General features: G+C 70.7%; 19 protein-coding genes. 7 read left to right on the forward strand and 12 right to left on the reverse strand.

Going from position 1 to position 17,674, the window contains the following annotated elements; genetic code table 11:
• Positions 1-46: 46 nt before the first annotated feature.
• Positions 47-1,597, forward strand: a complete 1,551-nt coding sequence (locus VFH10_RS12120; protein ID WP_325128842.1) for a GGDEF domain-containing protein — start codon at positions 47-49, stop codon at positions 1,595-1,597.
• Here VFH10_RS12120 and VFH10_RS12125 read toward each other — a convergent pair whose 3' ends face one another.
• Genes VFH10_RS12125 through paaA form a run of 9 tightly spaced genes read right to left on the reverse strand, consistent with a single transcriptional unit; the run spans position 1,598 to position 9,340 of the window.
• A complete protein-coding gene (locus tag VFH10_RS12125) occupies positions 1,598-3,292 on the reverse strand; it encodes a ribonuclease J (protein ID WP_325128844.1) in 1,695 nt (564 codons plus the stop codon). It abuts the gene before it with no gap.
• 7 nt (positions 3,293-3,299) lie between these two features.
• Positions 3,300-4,211: a 4-hydroxy-tetrahydrodipicolinate synthase gene (dapA, locus tag VFH10_RS12130; RefSeq protein WP_325128846.1), complete on the reverse strand. Its 912-nt coding sequence runs from the start codon at positions 4,209-4,211 to the stop codon at positions 3,300-3,302.
• Between the two features lie 18 nt (positions 4,212-4,229).
• Complete coding sequence (locus VFH10_RS12135) at positions 4,230-4,730, reverse strand: dihydrofolate reductase (protein ID WP_325128848.1); 501 nt, start codon at positions 4,728-4,730, stop codon at positions 4,230-4,232.
• Positions 4,727-5,521, reverse strand: coding sequence for a thymidylate synthase (locus VFH10_RS12140; RefSeq protein WP_325128850.1), 795 nt, complete (start codon positions 5,519-5,521; stop codon positions 4,727-4,729). Before VFH10_RS12140 ends, VFH10_RS12135 begins: the two co-directional genes overlap by 4 nt.
• Before the next feature lie 35 nt (positions 5,522-5,556).
• The gene (gene paaE / locus VFH10_RS12145; RefSeq protein WP_325128852.1) at positions 5,557-6,645 is read right to left on the reverse strand and encodes a 1,2-phenylacetyl-CoA epoxidase subunit PaaE; all 1,089 of its coding nucleotides are present in this window, start codon (positions 6,643-6,645) and stop codon (positions 5,557-5,559) included.
• A gap of 31 nt (positions 6,646-6,676) precedes the next feature.
• Positions 6,677-7,177 (reverse strand): 1,2-phenylacetyl-CoA epoxidase subunit PaaD, encoded by a 501-nt coding sequence (gene paaD / locus VFH10_RS12150; protein ID WP_325128855.1) that lies wholly within the window; start codon positions 7,175-7,177, stop codon positions 6,677-6,679.
• Positions 7,178-7,185: 8 nt separating this feature from the next.
• Entirely contained in the window at positions 7,186-7,977 is a 792-nt protein-coding gene (gene paaC, locus VFH10_RS12155; protein ID WP_325128857.1) for a 1,2-phenylacetyl-CoA epoxidase subunit PaaC, read from the reverse strand.
• Positions 7,974-8,282, reverse strand: coding sequence for a 1,2-phenylacetyl-CoA epoxidase subunit PaaB (paaB, locus tag VFH10_RS12160; protein ID WP_325128859.1), 309 nt, complete (start codon positions 8,280-8,282; stop codon positions 7,974-7,976). The genes paaC and paaB overlap by 4 nt, the downstream gene beginning before the upstream one ends.
• Positions 8,279-9,340, reverse strand: a complete 1,062-nt coding sequence (gene paaA / locus VFH10_RS12165) for a 1,2-phenylacetyl-CoA epoxidase subunit PaaA (RefSeq protein WP_325128861.1) — start codon at positions 9,338-9,340, stop codon at positions 8,279-8,281. The genes paaB and paaA overlap by 4 nt, the downstream gene beginning before the upstream one ends.
• A gap of 81 nt (positions 9,341-9,421) precedes the next feature.
• On the opposite strand from paaA, the gene VFH10_RS12170 reads away from it, so the two are divergent.
• From VFH10_RS12170 to VFH10_RS12190, 5 genes are all read left to right on the forward strand, one after another.
• Complete coding sequence (locus VFH10_RS12170) at positions 9,422-10,012, forward strand: GNAT family N-acetyltransferase (protein ID WP_325128864.1); 591 nt, start codon at positions 9,422-9,424, stop codon at positions 10,010-10,012.
• Positions 10,009-10,776 carry an AzlC family ABC transporter permease gene (locus tag VFH10_RS12175; RefSeq protein ID WP_325128866.1) on the forward strand — a complete coding sequence of 256 codons (768 nt, stop codon included), beginning with the start codon at positions 10,009-10,011 and terminating at the stop codon, positions 10,774-10,776. The genes VFH10_RS12170 and VFH10_RS12175 overlap by 4 nt, the downstream gene beginning before the upstream one ends.
• Entirely contained in the window at positions 10,773-11,087 is a 315-nt protein-coding gene (locus tag VFH10_RS12180; RefSeq protein WP_325128868.1) for an AzlD domain-containing protein, read from the forward strand. The genes VFH10_RS12175 and VFH10_RS12180 overlap by 4 nt, the downstream gene beginning before the upstream one ends.
• Entirely contained in the window at positions 11,087-11,458 is a 372-nt protein-coding gene (locus VFH10_RS12185; RefSeq protein ID WP_325128870.1) for an MmcQ/YjbR family DNA-binding protein, read from the forward strand. The genes VFH10_RS12180 and VFH10_RS12185 overlap by 1 nt, the downstream gene beginning before the upstream one ends.
• A gap of 217 nt (positions 11,459-11,675) precedes the next feature.
• Positions 11,676-12,467 carry an alpha/beta hydrolase gene (locus tag VFH10_RS12190; protein WP_325128872.1) on the forward strand — a complete coding sequence of 264 codons (792 nt, stop codon included), beginning with the start codon at positions 11,676-11,678 and terminating at the stop codon, positions 12,465-12,467.
• Between the two features lie 20 nt (positions 12,468-12,487).
• Here the strand turns inward: VFH10_RS12190 and dapB are convergent, their stop codons facing one another.
• Positions 12,488-13,243 carry a 4-hydroxy-tetrahydrodipicolinate reductase gene (dapB, locus tag VFH10_RS12195; protein ID WP_325128883.1) on the reverse strand — a complete coding sequence of 252 codons (756 nt, stop codon included), beginning with the start codon at positions 13,241-13,243 and terminating at the stop codon, positions 12,488-12,490.
• A 117-nt stretch (positions 13,244-13,360) separates the two neighbouring features.
• On the opposite strand from dapB, the gene VFH10_RS12200 reads away from it, so the two are divergent.
• Positions 13,361-14,974: an FG-GAP-like repeat-containing protein gene (locus VFH10_RS12200; protein ID WP_325128874.1), complete on the forward strand. Its 1,614-nt coding sequence runs from the start codon at positions 13,361-13,363 to the stop codon at positions 14,972-14,974.
• Between the two features lie 65 nt (positions 14,975-15,039).
• On the opposite strand, the gene VFH10_RS12205 is transcribed toward VFH10_RS12200, so the two are convergent.
• Positions 15,040-17,313: a polyribonucleotide nucleotidyltransferase gene (locus VFH10_RS12205; RefSeq protein ID WP_325128875.1), complete on the reverse strand. Its 2,274-nt coding sequence runs from the start codon at positions 17,311-17,313 to the stop codon at positions 15,040-15,042.
• A gap of 154 nt (positions 17,314-17,467) precedes the next feature.
• A partial coding sequence (gene rpsO, locus VFH10_RS12210) for a 30S ribosomal protein S15 (protein WP_325128876.1) occupies positions 17,468-17,674 on the reverse strand: 207 nt, incomplete at its 5' end.

Below are 17,674 nucleotides of genomic sequence, written 5' to 3' on the forward strand. Positions count from 1 at the left end.
TCGGGGAATCCCGGTGCGCGGACCGACGACCCGGGACAATCGACCCGTGCTCTCCCACGCGGCCGCCCAGGTCATGACGCTCGCCCAGGACGGCGACGTCGAGGGCGCCCTGGGGCTGGCGCACGCGACGCTGCGCGACGCCGGGAGCGCTTCGGCGGCCGAGCGCGCCGCGCTGTGGTACGCCCTCGCGGTGGCCCACCACGCCGACGGCGACTACGAGGCGCAGGCGCTGGCCGCCGACCGCTGCCTCGACATCGCGCGCGGGGCGGACGACCACGGCTGGCAGTCCAACGCGTTGTCGATCAGGGCGATGGCCCACCTCCGCGCCGACCGGGTCGAGCCCGCGCTGCTGGACCTCGCCCGGGCCGAGGCCGCCCTGCTCGGCATCGAGGACGACGCGCTGGCGTGCTGGGCGCACACCGGACTGGGCTATGGATACCTGGAGCTCCGGCTGTACGAGCTCGCCCGGCCGCACTTCGAGGCCGCCGTCGACCTCGACGCGAGTCCGATCCCGCTCAACGAGGCCCGCGCGATCGACCTGCTGAACCTGGCCGAGCTGCACGTCCGCTGGGCCGACGAGCTCGAGCGGGCCCTCCCCCACGACTCGGCGGAGGACGAGGCCGACGAGCTGCGCGCGGCCGGACACGACATCGCGTCGGCGGCCCTCGCCGAGGCCCAGCGGGTGGGTGCCGCCGGCCTGGCCGCGGTCGCCGGGGCGCTCGCGCTCTGCTCCCGTCCGCGGGCGCAGGCCGAGGCGTCCGTCGCCGACCTCCGGGCGGCCTACGAGAGCCCCGACCACAACGACCACCAGGGCGGTCGGGCCGTGGTCGGCAGCTCCCTGGCCCGGGCCCTGTGGCGCACCGGCCGGCACGACGAGGCCCTCGACGTGGCCCGACAGGCCGCGGAGCTGTCGGCCGCGGCCGGCGACTGGCACGTCGCGGCCACCGTGCGCTGGCTGCTGGTCGAGATGGAGCACCAGGCGGGGCTGCCGGGCGCGGCCTCGGGGCACGCCTACGCACGGCTGCTGTCCCGCGTCCTCTGGCAGCAGCGGCTCAGCACCCTGCAAGGAGCCCGGGCCGCGCTCGCCGTCGAGGGCCTGAGGCGGGACACCGCCGTGGCCGAGCGCCGCGCACTGGAGGACCCGCTGACCGGCGTCGGCAACCGGCGTGCCCTCGACGCCGCACTGGGCCGCAGCCGGCACGAGGACGGGCCGTGGAGCCTGCTCGTCGTCGACCTCGACGAGTTCAAGACGGTCAACGACCGCTACGGACACCTTCTCGGAGACGAGGTGCTCCGCGGCGTCGCCGACGCGATCCGTCGCGTCGCCCGTGCCGACGACATCGTGGTCCGCCTCGGCGGCGACGAGTTCGTGGTGCTGGCGCGCGGCACGGACGAGGCCGGGGGCTCCGCTCTCGCCGGGCGCCTGCGGGAGGCGATCGCGGCGGTGACGGTGTCGACCCCGCACGGCTGCGTCCGGCTGACCGCGACGGTCGGCGTCGGCACCACCGACGACCGGACCACGGCCACGGACCTGCTGGAGGTCGCGGACCTCGACATGTACCGCGGCAAGGGCCGGCGGACCGCGCAGGGTGCCTGACTAGGCCTCGACGACGACCGGGATGATCATCGGCCGGCGACGGTGCCGGTTGGACACCCAACGGCCGATCACGCGGCGGATCGTCTGTTGCAGCTGGTAGGTGTCGTCGACGCCCTCCTGCAGCGCGGCGTTGATCGCGTCGATCACCGGCTGCTTGATGTCCTCGAAGACCGAGTCGTCCTCCGCGAACCCCCGAGCATGGATCTCGGGGCCGCCGGAGACCTTCCCGCTCACCGAGTCGACGACGACGATGACCGAGATGAACCCCTCCTCGCCGAGGATGCGACGGTCCTTGAGCAGCGTCTCGCTGATGTCGCCGACGGACGAGCCGTCGACGAACACGTAGCCGCAGTCGACCTTGCCGGCGATCCGCACCTTGCCGTCGACGAGGTCGACGACCACACCGTCCTCGGCGATCACGATGCCCTTCGAATGCACGCCGGTCGCGCGGGCCAGCTCGGCGTTGGCACGGAGGTGCCGGATCTCGCCGTGCACCGGCATGACGTTGCGCGGCCGGACGATGTTGTAGCAGTAGAGCAGCTCCCCGGCCGACGCATGGCCGGAGACGTGCACGAGCGCGTTGCCCTTGTGTACGACGTTGGCGCCCCACCGGGACAGTCCGTTGATGACGCGGTAGACGGCGTTCTCGTTGCCCGGGATCAGCGACGAGGCGAGGACGACCGTGTCGCCCTCCTCGATGTGCACGAAGTTGTGGTTGCGCTGGGCGATCCGCGACAGCGCCGACAGCGGCTCGCCCTGCGAGCCGGTCGAGATGAGAACCGTCCGCTCCGGCGGGAAGTTCGCGAGCTCCTTGGCGTCCACCAGGGTGTTGGGCGGGACGTTGAGGTAGCCGAGGTCGCGGGCCACCCCCATGTTGCGCACCATCGAGCGTCCGACGTACGCCACCTTGCGGCCGTGCGCGACGGCGGTGTCCATCACCTGCTGCACCCGGTGCACGTGGGAGGCGAAGCAGGCCACGATGATCCGCTGGTCGCGGGCCTGGTGGAAGACCCGGTCGAGGACGGGGGTGATGTCCTTCTCGGACGTCGTGAAGCCCGGCACCTCGGCGTTGGTGGAGTCGACCATGAACAGGTCGACGCCCTCCTCGCCGAGCCGGGCGAACGCGCGCAGGTCGGTGATCCGGCCGTCGAGCGGCAGCTGGTCCATCTTGAAGTCGCCCGTGTGCAGCACCGTCCCGGCGCCGGTCCGGATCGCGACGGCGAGCGCGTCGGGGATCGAGTGGTTGACCGCCACGAACTCGAGCTGGAACGGCCCGAACGTGATGCTGTCGCCCTCCTTGACGACGTGCTGCGCGGTCTCCTTGAGCCGGTGCTCGCGCAGCTTCGACATCAGCAGCGCCAGGGTGAGCTTCGAGCCGACCAGCGGGATGTCCTGCCGCTCGCGGAGGAGGTACGGCGTGGCGCCGATGTGGTCCTCGTGGCCGTGCGTGAGCACCAGCGCCTCGACCGAGTCGAGCCGATCCCGGATCGACTCGAAGTCGGGCAGGATCAGGTCGACGCCGGGGTGGTGGTCCTCAGGGAACAGCACGCCGCAGTCGACGATCAGCAGCCGTCCGTCGTACTCGAACACGGTCATGTTGCGGCCGACGTCGCCGAGACCGCCGAGCGGGGTGACCCGGAGCCCGTTCTTCTGCAGCGGGCCGGGGGCGGACAGCTCGGGATGCGGGCGGCTCATTCACAGCTCATTTCGGGGAGGGCTCCTCCAACAGCCCGGCGCTTCGCAGCACCGTGCGGATCTCGGCGACCAGGTCGTCGCCGGCGGGGACGAGGGGCAGGCGGACGTGTCGCCCGTCGAGCACGCCGAGGACCTGCAACGCGGCCTTGGCGGTCATCGCGCCCTGGGCGCGGTGCATGATCACGTCGACGACCGGGACCAGCGACCGGTAGATCTCCAGGGCCGTGTCGAGGTCGCCGCGGTCGACGGCCTCGACCATCGCCGCGTAGCGGCGCCCGGCGACGTGCCCGACGACGGACACGACACCCGAGGCTCCATGGGTGAGCCACGCGAGGTTGAGCACGTCGTCGCCGGAGTAGAACGCCAGGCCGGTGTCGGCCATCACGCGGACGCCGCGGTAGAGGTCGCCCACGGCGTCCTTCACGGCCACGATGCGCTCGTGGGTGGCGACCCGGCGGTAGGTGTCCTCGGCGATCGCGATCGCGGACCGGCCGGGGATGTCGTAGAGCATCACCGGCAGCCCGGCGGCGTCCGCCACGGCCTCGAAGTGCGCGGCCAGGCCCTCCTGGGTCGGCTTGTTGTAGTACGGCGTCACGACCAGCGTGCCGGCGGCGCCAAGCTTCTCGGCCTGGACGGCCAGCTCCACCGAATGGGCGGTGTTGTTGGTGCCGACGCCGGCCACCACCGTGGCCCGGTCGCCGACGGCCTCCAGGACGGCGCGGAGGAGACGGCCGTCCTCCTCGGTGCTGGTGGTCGGTGACTCCCCCGTCGTGCCGGACACGACGAGGCCGTCGTTGCCGTGGTCGACCAGGTGCTCCGCGACCCGGGCGGCGGCATCGGTGTCCAGCGACCCGTCGGCCCGGAACGGGGTGACCATCGCCGTCAGCACGCGACCGAACGGAGCGGGGGCGAGCGTCATGTCGGTCAGGCTAGCGGGTCAGCTCGCGCTGTCGCGCTCCAGCCAGACCCGGTCGTAGCCCTCCCGCGGCTCCCGCCGGGTCTCCCGCCACTGGCTGGAGTCGTACGCCGGGTAGCGGACGTCGCCCTCCGGCTCGAGGTGCACCCGGGAGATCACCTGCGCGTCGGCGACCGGCAGGGCGGCGGCGTACACCTGCGCCCCGCCGGCGACCATCACGTCACCGTCGAGCTCGCCGGCCAGCGTGAGCGCCTCGTCGAGCGACCCGGCCACCAGCACACCCTCGGCCGACCAGGTGGGGTCCCGCGTAAGCACGATCGTGGTCCGGCCGGGCAGCGGACGCCCGATGGACTCGTACGTCGTGCGGCCCATGACCAGCACGTGGCCGAGCGTGAGCTCCTTGAACTCGGCCTGCTCCCCCGGGACGCGCCACGGGATGTCGGGACCGTTGCCGATGACGCCGTTGTCGGCCACCGCCGCGACGAGCACGACCCGCTTGCGGGCCGGCGTCGCCTCCGTCATACGGCGATCGGTGCCTTGATCCCGGGATGCGGGTCGTAGCCGTCGACCCGGACGTGCTCGAGGTCGAACGCGTCGATCGCGGTCACCGACGGGTCGAGCCAGAGCGTCGGCAGCGGCCGAGGCTCGCGGGAGAGCTGCAGCCTCGCCTGCTCGAGGTGGTTGGAGTACAGGTGCGCGTCGCCGAGGGTGTGCACGAAGTCACCGACCTCGAGGCCGGTGACCTGGGCGACCATGTGGGTGAGCAGGGCGTAGGACGCGATGTTGAACGGCACACCGAGGAAGACGTCGGCCGAGCGCTGGTAGAGCTGGCAGGAGAGCCGGCCCTCGGCCACGTAGAACTGGAACAGCGCGTGGCACGGCGCCAGCGCCATCTGCGGGATGTCGGCCACGTTCCAGGCCGACACGATGTGCCGTCGGCTGTCCGGGTCGCGGCGCAGGTTGTCGACGAGCTGGGCCACCTGGTCGACGTGCTGGCCGGACGGGGTCGGCCACGAGCGCCACTGGTAGCCGTAGACGGGTCCGAGGTCGCCGTCGGCGTCGGCCCACTCGTCCCAGATGGTCACCCCGCGGTCCTGGAGCCACTTGACGTTGGTGTCACCGCGCAGGAACCACAGCAGCTCGGCGAACACCGAACGGGTGTGGACCTTCTTGGTTGTCACCAGCGGGAAGCCCTCGCGCAGGTCGAACCGCATCTGGTGCCCGAACACGCTGAGCGTGCCGGTGCCGGTGCGGTCGCCCTTGGCGACGCCGTCGTCGAGGATCCGCTGCACGAGGTCGAGGTACTGCTGCACTGGGTCAGGGTAGCCGTGGCGACAACGGTGGCGGGTCAGGCGTCGTAGTCGACCACGACCGTGTCGCTGGTCGGGTGCGACTGGCAGGTCAGCACGTAGCCCTTCTCCACCTCGTCCGGCTCGAGCGCCCAGTTGGTGTCCATCTCGACGCTGCCCTCGAGCACCTTCGCCCGGCAGGTGCCGCACACGCCGCCCTTGCAGGCGAACGGCGCGTCGGCGCGGACGGTCAGCGCCGCCTCGAGCACGGAGGGACCATCGGTGGCCAGCCGGAACGACGACGTGCGGCCGTCGAGCGTGATCGTGACGTCGGCGCCGCCCTCGGGGGCCGCGTCGGCTCCCGGTGCCGGCGCCCGTCGCACGGGTGGCGTCGACTCGACGTGGAAGATCTCCGCGTGCACCGCGCGCTTGGAGACTCCCTCGTTCACGAGGAACGTCCGCAGCGAGGAGACCATCTCGAACGGTCCGCACAGGAACCACTCGTCCACCGTGTCGATGGGCAGCACGGTGTCGGTGATCCGCCTGAGTCGCTCCACGTCGAGCCGACCGGAGAACAGCTCCACCTCCTGCGGCTCGCGGGACAGCACGTGCACGAGGTGGAACCGCTGCGGGTAGGTGTCCTTGAGGTCCTCGAGGTCCTCCAGGAACATCACCGACTTGTGGGTGCGGTTGCCGTAGAGAAGGGTCACCGAGGACTCGGGCTCCGTCTCCAGCGTCGTCGCCACGATCGACAGCACCGGCGTGATCCCCGAGCCGGCCGCGATGCAGACGTAGTGCTTCTTGTGCTCCGGGTCCAGCTCGGTGAAGAACCGCCCGCTCGGGGTCATCACGTCGAGCACGTCGCCCGGCTTCAGCACGTCGAGGGCATGCTCGGAGAACGCACCGCCGGGCAGCCGCTTGACGGCCACGCGGAGCTGCCCGGAGGAGACCGGCGAGCAGATCGAGTAGTTGCGGCGCACGTCGTCGCCGGCGAGCTCCGTGCGGATGGTCAGGTGCTGGCCGTGGGAGTAGGCGTAGTCGTCCCTGAGGTCGTCGGGCACGTCGAAGGTGATCGCGACCGAGTCGTCGGTGACGGGCTCGATGGACGCGATCGTCAACGGGTGGAAGACGGAGTGGCTGTGGCTCACGCGGCAGGGTCCTCGGGTCGCTCGGCGGCGCTCAATGGGCCTTGAAGTGGTCGAACGGCTCGCGGCAGGCGTTGCAGACCCACAGCGACTTGCACGCCGTGGACCCGAACCGGCTCAGCTCGCGGGTGTCGGGCGAGCCGCACTGCGGGCAGCGAAGCGACAGGGTCAGGGACACCACGCCGCCGACCGTCCGCGGGGGCGCGATGCCGAAATCCTCGAGCTTGCGCTTCCCCTCCTCGGTCATCCAGTCCGTCGTCCACGCCGGCGCGAGCACGAAGTCCACCCGGACGTCGTCGTAGCCGGCGCGCGCGAACGCGGCCAGCAGGTCGGCGCGGATCGTGTCCATCGCCGGGCAGCCGGAGTACGTCGGCGTGATGGCCACCCGCACGGCTCCGGCCGCGTCGACGTCGACCGACCGCAGGATGCCGAGGTCCTCGATGGTGACGACCGGCACCTCGGGGTCCTCCACAGCCGCGGCGATGTGCCAGGCGGTGCTGGACGCTTCGGTGGTCGAGCCCGTCGGGACCGTCATGCCCGGGCTCACCACGTCGCCCCCGGGTGCGAGCGCGCCAGGTGCTGCATCTCCGCGAGCAGGTAGCCCATCTCCTGGGTGTGCACGCCCCGGCGTCCGCCGGTGACCGCGGGGGTCACCTCGGGCACAGTCAGCGTCGCCTCGGCGAGCACGGCCGCGGCCCGCCGGTCGAACGTCGCCCGCAGCCTCGCGGGGTCGGCGGCGACGCCGGACTCGACCAGGGCGGGCGCGACCCACGACCCCTCGAACAGCTCGTCGACGTAGCGCCACTCCTCGTCGAGGGCGGCCTGGACGCGCAGATGCGAGTCGGCGGTGCCGTCACCGAGACGGATCACCCACATGGTGGCGTGGTCGCGGTGGTAGTCGACCTCCTTGACCGCCTTCGCCGCGATCGCCGCGACCGTCTCGTCGGTGCTCGACGCGAGCGCGGAGTAGAGCGCGTGCTGGTAGGTCGAGAGGATCAGCAGCCGCGCCATCGCGACCCCGAAGTCGCGGCGCTCGCGGCCCCAGCCCCGCTCGACGAGCTGCACGTTGCGGAACTCCCGCTCGTCGCGGAAGTACGCCAGTTCGTCCTCGGTGCGCACCGGGTCGAGCAGCGCGCCTGCGTAGCTCAGCAGCGAGCGCGCCTGGCCGAGCAGGTCGAGCGCGATGTTGCCGAGTGCGACGTCCTCCTCGATCTGCGGGGCGGTCGCGATCCACTCGCCCATCCGCTGCGCCGCGATCAGGGCGTCGTCACCGAGGGCGGTGACGTAGGCGGCCCGGTCCAGATCTCGACGGGCTCGATCACCGACGACACTCACAGGTGCTCGACCCCCTCGGGGATGTCGTAGAAGGTCGGGTGCCGGTAGATCTTGTCGCCGGCCGGGTCGAAGAACGCGTCCTTCTCCTCGGGACTGGACGCGGTGATGCCCGCGGCCGGGACCACCCAGATCGATACGCCCTCCTGGCGCCGGGTGTAGACGTCGCGGGCGTTGCGCAGCGCCATCTCGGCGTCGGGGGCGTGCAGCGAGCCGACGTGCACGTGGTTGAGCCCGCGCTTGCTGCGGACGAACACCTCCCACAGCGGCCACTCGCGCCGCCCGGTCGTCGAGTCGTCCCCGCTCATGCCACCGACTCCGTGCGTGCCTGCTCGTGTGCTCTCTTCTCGGCGTACGCCGCGGCGGCCTCGCGTGCCCACGCCCCTTCCTCGTGGGCGCGCACGCGGTGCGCCATCCGTTCGCGGTTGCAAGGGCCGTTGCCCTTGATCACCTCGAACAGCTCGCTGAAGTCGATCTCGCCGAAGTCGTAGTGGCCGCGCGACTCGTTCCAGGCCAGGTCGGGGTCAGGCAGGCTCAGTCCGAGCGCCTCGGCCTGCGGGACGGTCATGTCGATGAACCGCTGCCGCAGGTCGTCGTTGGAGAACCGCTTGATCCCCCACGCCATCGACTGCGCGGTGTGGCCCCCGGGCGCGGCGCCCTCCCCCGAGACCGTGCTGTCGGGGGGACCGAACATCATCAGGCTCGGCCACCACCAGCGGTCGACGGCGTCCTGCGCCATCGCGTGCTGCGCCTCGGTGCCGTGCGACAGGGTGTGCAGGATCTCGAAGCCCTGACGCTGGTGGAACGACTCCTCCTTGCAGACGCGGATCATCGCGCGGGCGTAGGGGCCGTAGGAGCACCGGCACAGCGGCACCTGGTTCATGATCGCGGCACCGTCGACGAGCCAGCCGATGGCGCCGCAGTCGGCCCACGTCAACGTCGGGTAGTTGAAGATCGACGAGTACTTCTGCTTGCCGTTGTGCAGCCGGTCGAGCAGCTCGGCCCGGTCGACGCCGAGCGTCTCGGCAGCGCTGTAGAGATAGAGGCCGTGCCCCGCCTCGTCCTGGACCTTGGCGATGAGGATCGCCTTGCGGCGCAGTGAGGGGGCGCGGGTGATCCAGTTGCCCTCGGGCTGCATGCCGATGATCTCGGAGTGGGCGTGCTGGGCGATCTGGCGGATCAGCGTCTGCCGGTACTCCTCCGGCATCGCGTCGCGTGGCTCGATCCGCTGGTCGGCAGTGATGAGCGCATCGAAGTCACCTCCGACCTGCTCGCGGCGGTCCTGGTGCGCGAGCGCCTCGTCGTAGGCGTCCGTCTCCGCCGCGTTCAACGGCTCGTTCGGGTCGATGACGTCGTTGCCATACATGCGTCCAGTATGCGAGATGGGCGCCAGTGGCACCAAAGTGGCCCTTTCTCGGACGCACGGGGCGCCTGAGACGATGCAGTGGTGAGCCAACCGCAGCACCACGTCAGTCACGACCACGACCACCCGCCCGGCCCCCTCGCCGACGCCAGCGTCCGGGTGGCCCGAGTGTCCGACGCCCCTGCTGTGGGGTTCGTCCAGGCGGTCGTCTTCCGGGAGGCGTATGCCGCTGAGCTGGCTCCCGAGGTCGTCGCGCAGTTCCAGCCCCAGGCGTTCGCGAGCGCGTGGCGGACGACGCTCGAGGGTGCGGGCGCAGACGACGGCGTGCTCCTCGTCGCGTGCGCGGGCGAGCAGGTCGTCGGGTTGGCCGCGGTGGGGGCCTCGAACGACCCCGATGCCGACGAGCAGACTGCCGAGCTGCTCGTGCTCGGGGTGCATCCGGACGCGCGGCGCCAGGGCCATGGGTCCCGCCTGCTCCATGCCGTCGTCGACACGGCTCGGGCCCGCGGACGCGACCGGCTGACCGCCTGGGCCCTGGCCTCCGCACAGGAGGTGCGAGAGTTCCTCGTCGCGGCTGGCCTGGGCCCGGACGGCGCGAACCGCGAGCGCGTGGTGGGTCCTGACGGCGAGACCGTCAAGGAGTTCCGCCTCTCCGCCTCCCTGGAGGCGGGGTGACGACAGACGTCCTCACCGCGGAGCAGCGCCGCCTCGTCATCCGCGAGGCGCTGTCCGTCGGCATCGCGACGGGGGCCTACGGCATCAGCTTCGGGGCCCTGGCGGTCGCTGCCGGCCTCGACGTGTGGCAGGCCTGTGCGCTCTCCCTGCTGATGTTCACGGGCGGTTCCCAGTTCGCCTTCATCGGGATCATCTCCGCCGGCCTGCACGCGGCCCCGGCCGCAATCGCCGCGTCATCGCTGCTGGGCGTCCGAAACGGGCTCTACGCGCTGGAGCTCACCCAGCTGCTGCGGGTGCGAGGCATCCGACGGCTGGCCGCCGCGCACATCACCATCGACGAGTCGACCGCGGTCGCGGTGTCACAGTCGCACAACAAGGCCGCTCGCCTGGGGTTCTGGCTGACGGGTCTGTCCGTGTTCGCGTTGTGGAACCTCACGACGCTCGTCGGCGCCCTCGTCGGCAACGCAATCGGGGACCCCAGGACCTGGGGTCTGGACGCGGCCGCCTGCGCCGCGTTCACCGCCCTGCTCTGGCCGCGGCTGAAGAACCGCGACTCGGTGGCGATCGCCGTCGTCGCCGCCGTGGTCGCGGTCGTGCTCGCCCCCGCCACGCCGCCCGGCGTCCCGGTCATCGTCGCCGCGCTGGCTGCGTTCATCGCCTGGCGGGAACCGCGCGCGACCACTGGGGCCGAGGACGATCCGGAGGACTCCCGACCCGGCCCCGTCCCGGCGCAGCCCGAGCGAGGGTCGGAGGTGCCTTCGTGAGCATATGGGTCGCCCTGCTCATCGCAACCGCCATGGCGTTCGGGCTCAAGCTCGTCGGCTACCTCGTTCCGGCGGACCTGCTTGCCGAGCCGCACGTCAAGCGCGTCACTGCGGCGCTGCCCGTCGCGCTCCTCGCCGCCCTGGTCGCGATCCAGACCCTGACCGGCTCGGGTGGCGCCTGGACGCTCGACGCGAGGGTCGCCGCGGTCGGCGTGGCCATCGTGGCACTGATCCTCCGAGCGCCGTTCATCGTCGTCGTCGTCCTCGGCGCGGCGACGGCCGCCCTCCTGCGGCTCGTCGGCTGGGCCTGATGGCCGACGCGGACGACGTGCGTCGCGTCGCGCTGAGCCTGCCGCACGTCGTGGAGATCGAGAGCGACGGCTTCGACTTCCGCGTCGGCGACAAGGGATTCGTGTGGTCCTACCCGGAGCGCAGCCCGGGCAAGCGCCGAGTGATCCGCACCGACATCGCCGTCCTCTTCGTCGGCGACGAGGCCGAGAAGCAGGCGCTGCTCCTCGGGGAGCCAGACCTGTTCTTCACCACTCCGGCGTACGACGGATGGCCACTCGTCATGCTGCGTCTCGAGGCTGTGGACACCGAGCGGCTCGACGAGCTCGTCATCGATGCCTGGTGCATGCGCGCGCCCGCCGACATGGTCGGCGACCTCGCACGGGAGCAGTAGCGCTCTGCACATTTCCACCCAGCGGTTGACCTTCGGATGGGCAGATCTCCCGACGCGGCACGAGACCGCCCACGCCTACGGTGGCGAGACAGGAACGAGACCGTAGGAGGTGGGTTCGATGGGCAACGCGGCAACGAGCCACGGAGCACCGGCCACCAGCAGTGCGGAACGGAAGCAGCTCATCGCAGCCACTCCGCTGACTGACCAGCGTCTGACCGTGGCCGGCATCCCCACGGCGGTGCTCATCGGGGGCGCCGGTCCGCCGGTCGTCCTGCTGCACGGGCCGGGTGAGTTCGCCCTGACCTGGCTGCGCGTGATGCCGGAGCTCGCCAGGACCCACCGCATTGTCGCCCCTGACCTACCGGGCCACGGCGCCTCTGGCCTGGGAGACGCACCACTCGAGCGCGCGCGGGTACTGGGCTGGCTCGACGACCTGATCCGGCAGACCTGCCCCTCGCCTCCGTACCTCGCCGGACACCTCGTCGGCGGCGCGATCGCCATGCGGTTCGCCCTCGAGCAGGGCGACCGCGTGCGCGGGCTGGCACTGGTGGACACCCACGGCCTGCACCGCCTGCGGCCATCACTCGCGTTCTCCCTCACGCTCATCGGCTTCCTCGCCCGGCCGACCGCCGGCAGCCGTGACCGGTTCTTCCGCCAGTGCTTCGTCGACATGCCGGGACTGCAGCAGCAGCTCGGCTCGCTCTGGGTCCCGCTGATGACGCTGGCTCTGCAGGGCGCGGGGTCGTCGGAGGGGAAGTCCGCAGTGAGGAGCCTGGTGTCACAGTTCGGTCTGCGCCCCATCCCCGACGCGGAGCTGGCCCGAATCCCGGTGCCGACGACGCTCGTCTGGGGACGCCATGACCGCCAGACGCCGCTGGCCATCGCACAACGGGCGAGCGAGCGTTTCGGCTGGCCGTTGCACGTCATCGAGGATGCGGCCGACGATCCCGCCTTCGAGCAGCCGGCTGCGGTGTTGGAGGCGCTGACCACCGTGCCCGCCCTGGGTTGAGGACCAGACCAGGCACGTGCTCACTCGAGGCCGAGGTACTTCTCCAGCCCCACGGTGAGGCCGGGGTGGTCGGCGACGGCCTTGACGGCCGCGATGACCCCCGGCATGAAGGAGGCCCGGTCGAAGGAGTCATGGCGGATCGTCAGCTGCTCGCCCACGTTGCCGAGAAGAACCTCCTGGTGCGCGACGAGCCCACGCAGCCGGACGGAGTGGACGTGTATGCCGCTGAGCTCGGCCCCGCGCGCGCCGTGCGGATCGTGGGTGGTCGCGTCTGGGACGGCGGGCAGGCCCGCCTCGCCACGCGCTGCCCCGATCAGCGCGGCCGTGCGGGCTGCGGTCCCGGATGGTGCGTCGACCTTGCCCGGGTGGTGCAGCTCGATGATCTCGACGGACTCGAAGTACGCCGCGGCCCGGGCGGCGAACGACATCATGAGCAGGGCCCCGATCGCGAAGTTCGGCGCGATGAGCACGCCGACCCCGATGCCGGTGCTGGCCGGTGGAGCCCCGTCGAGCTGCGCGCGCAGGGCGGACAGCCGGGCGTCGTCCCAGCCGGTGGTGCCGACGACGACGTGGACTCCCCTGTCGACGCAATGGGCAACGTTGCCCGGTGATGCAGCCGGGACCGTCAGCTCGACAGCGACGTCGGCGCCGCCCAGGTCCCCCAGCTGATCACTCGAGCCGTAGGCCCCGACGAGCCTCAGTCCTTCGGCCGCCCCGACTGCCTTCACGGCTTCGGACCCCATCCGGCCGTTCGCTCCGATCACCGCAACCTTGATGTCCGTCACGACGAAACCCTATCGATGCCAGACAGAGAGTCCGTGATTCGGGACCAAAGGCCCACCTGCACCGACCGTCCGGGCGCACACTGGAGGTGATCGAGGAAGTGGGTCATCATGCGCGATCGTCATGCTCGCACGAACCTCCGGCGCGTCCGAAGGATCCTGCTCGCCCCGCTCGCGGCCGTGGCGCTGCTGGCCGGGCTGCTACCCACCATCGCGCCCCCCGCCCAGGCCGCACCTCTGCTCGGACACGACATCTCGTGGCCGCAGTGTCCTTCGAGCGTGGGCGGGTTCGACCTGCCCCTCCCCCCGGACAGCACCCAGTTCGTCATCGTGGGCCTGACCAAGGGCTTGCCGTTCACCGAGAACCCATGTCTCGCGTCGCAGGTCGACTGGGTCCAGGATCGCAGCAAGCCGGCTCACGGGTACGCCATGGCCGCCTTCCCGACGAGCGCCCAGCTGAGCACCTACGGTTCGCAGGGCCCGTGGTCGACCACGACCCGGGCGGGCCAGCTCTCGAACGTCGGGTACGCGGAGGCCAAGTACGCAGTGGCGACCCTCGCTCGCATCGGCTGGCGGCCGCCCGTGGTCTGGATCGATGTCGAACCCAGGCCGGCGCAACCCTGGCCTTCGAGCAGTGCAGCGCAGCGCCTGGAGAACCGCTATGTCGTCGAGGGCCTGATGCGCGGCCTCCGCGACAACGGCTACGCCTACGGCCTCTACTCGTACGCCAACGGCTGGCAGGAGATCACCGGCGGCTGGCGCCTCCCGGGTGTACCCGTTTGGGCCACGGCCGGACGACTCGACTACCCCGACGAGGCTCTGGACCGGTGCACGCAGGCGAGCTTCTCCGGTGGGCGGGTGTACTTGTCGCAGTGGTACGACGACACGCGGGACTATGACCGGACGTGTGGCACGTACGCCTTCAGCGCGCTTGCGGTCCCGGCCTCGACGCTCTCCAACTCCACGGCAGACTTCAACGGGGACTGGAACAACGACGTCCTCGCGCGGCGTAGTTCGGACGCCACGCTGAATCTCTACCCCGGCCGAGGCAACGGCCGACTCGCCTCCCGCATCCAGATCGGCACCGGTTGGGGGTCCTTCAGCGCCCTCGAGACGGTCGGCGACTTCAGTGGTGACGGAGCCCTCGACGTGCTTGCCCGGGAGGCGGCCACGGGCTACCTGTGGATGTACCGGAGCACGGGCAAGGGAGGTTGGTCCACCAGGGTGCGAGTCGGTACGGGCTGGAACCCGTTCAACGCGATCATCGGTCCCGGGGACTTCGACGGCGACCAGCGCGTCGACGTGCTCGCCCGGCGCGCCAGTACCGGGGAGCTGTTCCTCTATGCCGGCAACGGCTCAGGCGGGTGGAAGGGATCACGACGGGTGGGCACTGGCTGGAACGTGTTCAACCGGTTGATCGGAGCGGGGGACGTCAACGGTGACGGACGGGCTGACGTCCTGGCTCGCGAGTCGAGTACCGGGTACCTCTGGCTCTACCCCGGCAACGGGTCCGGCGGCTGGCTGCCGCGGGTCCGGATCGGCACCGGGTGGAATGGCATGACCGCGATCTCCAGCCCCGGCGACCTCACTGGGGATCGAGTGGTCGACGTCGTCGCCCGGGACCGTAACGGCGACCTCTGGCTGTACGCCCGCACCGCGTCCGGAGGGTGGCGTACTCGAGTCCTGATTGGGACGGGCTGGAACGGGATCAACGCGATCTTCTGACCGCAACCGCGAAGCGGCCCGGAACCGCTCAGGTTCCGGGCCGCTTCGCACCTGCGTGGGGCGACTCAGGCGTCAGCCGGCTCCTCGGCCTTGGCCGTGTCGGCGGACTCGGCCTTGGCGTCGGCCTCGCCCTCGGGCAGGACAGCCGCGAGCGAGAGCTTCCCGCGCGGGTCGATCTCCTTGAGCTCGACCTGGATCTTCTGGCCGACCTTGACGACGTCGTCGACGCTGTCGATCCGCTTGCCGCCGACGAGCTTGCGCACCTCGGAGATGTGCAGCAGGCCGTCCTTGCCGGGCAGCAGCGAGATGAACGCGCCGAACGTCGTCGTCTTGACGACCGTGCCGAGGAAGCGCTCACCGACCTCGGGCATCTGCGGGTTCGCGATGGCGTTGATCGCTGCGCGAGCCGCCTCCGCAGACGGGCCGTCGACCGCTCCGATGAACACGGTGCCGTCGTCCTCGATCGAGATGTCGGCGCCGGTGTCGTCCTGGATCTGGTTGATCATCTTGCCCTTCGGGCCGATGACCTCACCGATCTTGTCGACTGGGACCTTCACCGTGATGATCCGCGGCGCGTACGGGCTCATCTCGTCGGGCACGTCGATGGCCTCGGCCATGACGTCGAGGATGTGCAGCCGCGCGTCGCGGGCCTGGGTCAGCGCGCCGGCGAGAACCGACGCCGGGATGCCGTCGAGCTTCGTGTCGAGCTGGATCGCCGTGACGAACTCCTTGGTGCCGGCGACCTTGAAGTCCATGTCACCGAAGGCGTCCTCCGCACCGAGGATGTCCGTGAGCGCCGCGTACCGCGTCTCGCCATCGAGCTCGTCGGACACGAGACCCATCGCGATGCCAGCGACCGGGGCGCGCAGGGGCACACCGGCGTTGAGCAGCGACAGCGTGGACGCACAGACCGAGCCCATCGACGTCGAGCCGTTGGATCCGAGCGCCTCGGACACCTGGCGGATCGCGTAGGGGAACTCCTCGCGCGTCGGAAGCACAGGCATGAGGGCACGCTCCGCGAGTGCGCCGTGGCCGATCTCGCGACGCTTCGGAGAGCCGACCCGGCCGGTCTCACCGGTGCTGTACGGCGGGAAGTTGTAGTTGTGCATGTAGCGCTTGCGCGTCTGCGGGTTGAGCGTGTCGAGCTGCTGCTCCATCTTGAGCATGTTGAGCGTCGTGACCCCCATGATCTGGGTCTCGCCACGCTCGAAGATGGCCGAGCCGTGCACACGCGGCAGGACCTCGACCTCGGCGCCGAGGGCGCGGATGTCCGCGAGGCCACGGCCGTCGATGCGGACCTTGTCGCGCAGGATGCGCTGGCGGACCAGCTTCTTCTGCAGCGCACGGAAGGCCGCCGAGACCTCCTTGCGGCGACCCGCGAACGGGCCGTGGACCTCGCTGTCCTCGCCTTCGCCAACGAGCCTCAGGTGCAGCGACGACTTGATCTCGTCCAGCCGGTCCTCGCGCTCGGTCTTGCCGGCGATCGTCAGCGCGGCAGCCGTGTCGGCCGAGGCGGCCTCCTCGACGGCGGCGTACACGTCGTCCTCGTAGTCGAGGAACACGGGGAAGTCCTCCACCGGCTTGGCCGCCTTGGCAGCCAGCTCGGCCTGCGCGTCGCAGAGCGCCTTGATGAACTTCTTGCTCGCCTCGAGACCCTCGGCGACGACCTCCTCGGTCGGCGCCTGCTTGCCCTCGGTCTTGACGAGGTTCCAGGTCGACCCGGTCGACTCGGCCTCGACCATCATGATGGCTACGTCATCGCCGACGACGCGGCCCGCGACGACCATGTCGAAGACGGAGCGCTCGATGTCCGAGAAGTTCGGGAACGCGACCCACTGGCCGTCGATGAGCGAGACGCGCACGCCACCGATCGGGCCGGAGAACGGCAGCCCGGAGATCTGCGTGGAGGCGCTCGCGGCGTTGATGGCGAGCACGTCGTACTGGTGGTCGGGGTTCAGGGCGAACACCGTGATGATGACCTGGACCTCGTTGCGCAGGCCCTTCTTGAAGGTCGGGCGCAGGGGCCGGTCGATGAGCCGGCAGGTGAGGATCGCCTCGGTCGTGGGACGGCCCTCGCGACGGAAGAACGAGCCGGGGATCCGGCCCACGGAGTACATCCGCTCCTCGACGTCAACGGTGAGCGGGAAGAAGTCGAACTGGTCCTTGGGCGTCTTGCCCGCGGACGTCGTCGACATGATCATCGTGTCCTCGTCGAGGTACGCGACGACGGCTCCCCCGGCCTGCTTGGCCAGGCGCCCGGTCTCGAAACGGACCGTGCGAGTGCCGAAGCTGCCGTTGTCGATGACGGCTTCGGCGAAGGTGATATCTGGACCCTCCATGTAGGGGCCCTCGCTTTCTTTCTCTCTGTGCCCTCGCACATCGTCGTTGTGTGCGGGGTTTCCATCAGGCGGGCTGCCGACACCATGGGTGGGAGCCTCACCACGACGAAAGGCGGTCACCGCAGGACTGCGGTGACCGCCTTTCGTCACGGGTTCATCGACGCAGGCCGAGTCGCTTGATGAGCGATCGGTAGCGCTCGATGTCGGTCGCCTCGAGGTAGCGAAGCATGCGCTTGCGGCGGCCGACGAGCAGGAGGAGACCACGACGGCTGTGGTGGTCGTGCTTGTGGGTCCGAGAGTGCTCGGTGAGGTCCTTGATGCGCTGCGTCAGCATCGCGATCTGCACCTCGGGGGAGCCGGT

The organism is Nocardioides sp. (assembly GCF_035697785.1).
Taxonomy (GTDB): domain Bacteria; phylum Actinomycetota; class Actinomycetes; order Propionibacteriales; family Nocardioidaceae; genus Nocardioides_B.

Coding starts and splice junctions, on each gene's coding strand:
- dapA (WP_325128846.1), bottom strand. CDS start 4,211: ATGACGCTCGCCCCCGCTCCGTTCGGTCGCGTGCTGACGGCGATGGTC.
- VFH10_RS12205 (WP_325128875.1), bottom strand. CDS start 17,313: ATGGAGGGTCCAGATATCACCTTCGCCGAAGCCGTCATCGACAACGGC.
- paaA (WP_325128861.1), bottom strand. CDS start 9,340: ATGTATGGCAACGACGTCATCGACCCGAACGAGCCGTTGAACGCGGCG.
- paaD (WP_325128855.1), bottom strand. CDS start 7,177: ATGACGGTCCCGACGGGCTCGACCACCGAAGCGTCCAGCACCGCCTGG.
- VFH10_RS12135 (WP_325128848.1), bottom strand. CDS start 4,730: ATGACGGAGGCGACGCCGGCCCGCAAGCGGGTCGTGCTCGTCGCGGCG.
- paaB (WP_325128859.1), bottom strand. CDS start 8,282: ATGAGCGGGGACGACTCGACGACCGGGCGGCGCGAGTGGCCGCTGTGG.
- VFH10_RS12125 (WP_325128844.1), bottom strand. CDS start 3,292: ATGAGCCGCCCGCATCCCGAGCTGTCCGCCCCCGGCCCGCTGCAGAAG.
- VFH10_RS12200 (WP_325128874.1), top strand. CDS start 13,361: ATGCGCGATCGTCATGCTCGCACGAACCTCCGGCGCGTCCGAAGGATC.
- VFH10_RS12185 (WP_325128870.1), top strand. CDS start 11,087: ATGGCCGACGCGGACGACGTGCGTCGCGTCGCGCTGAGCCTGCCGCAC.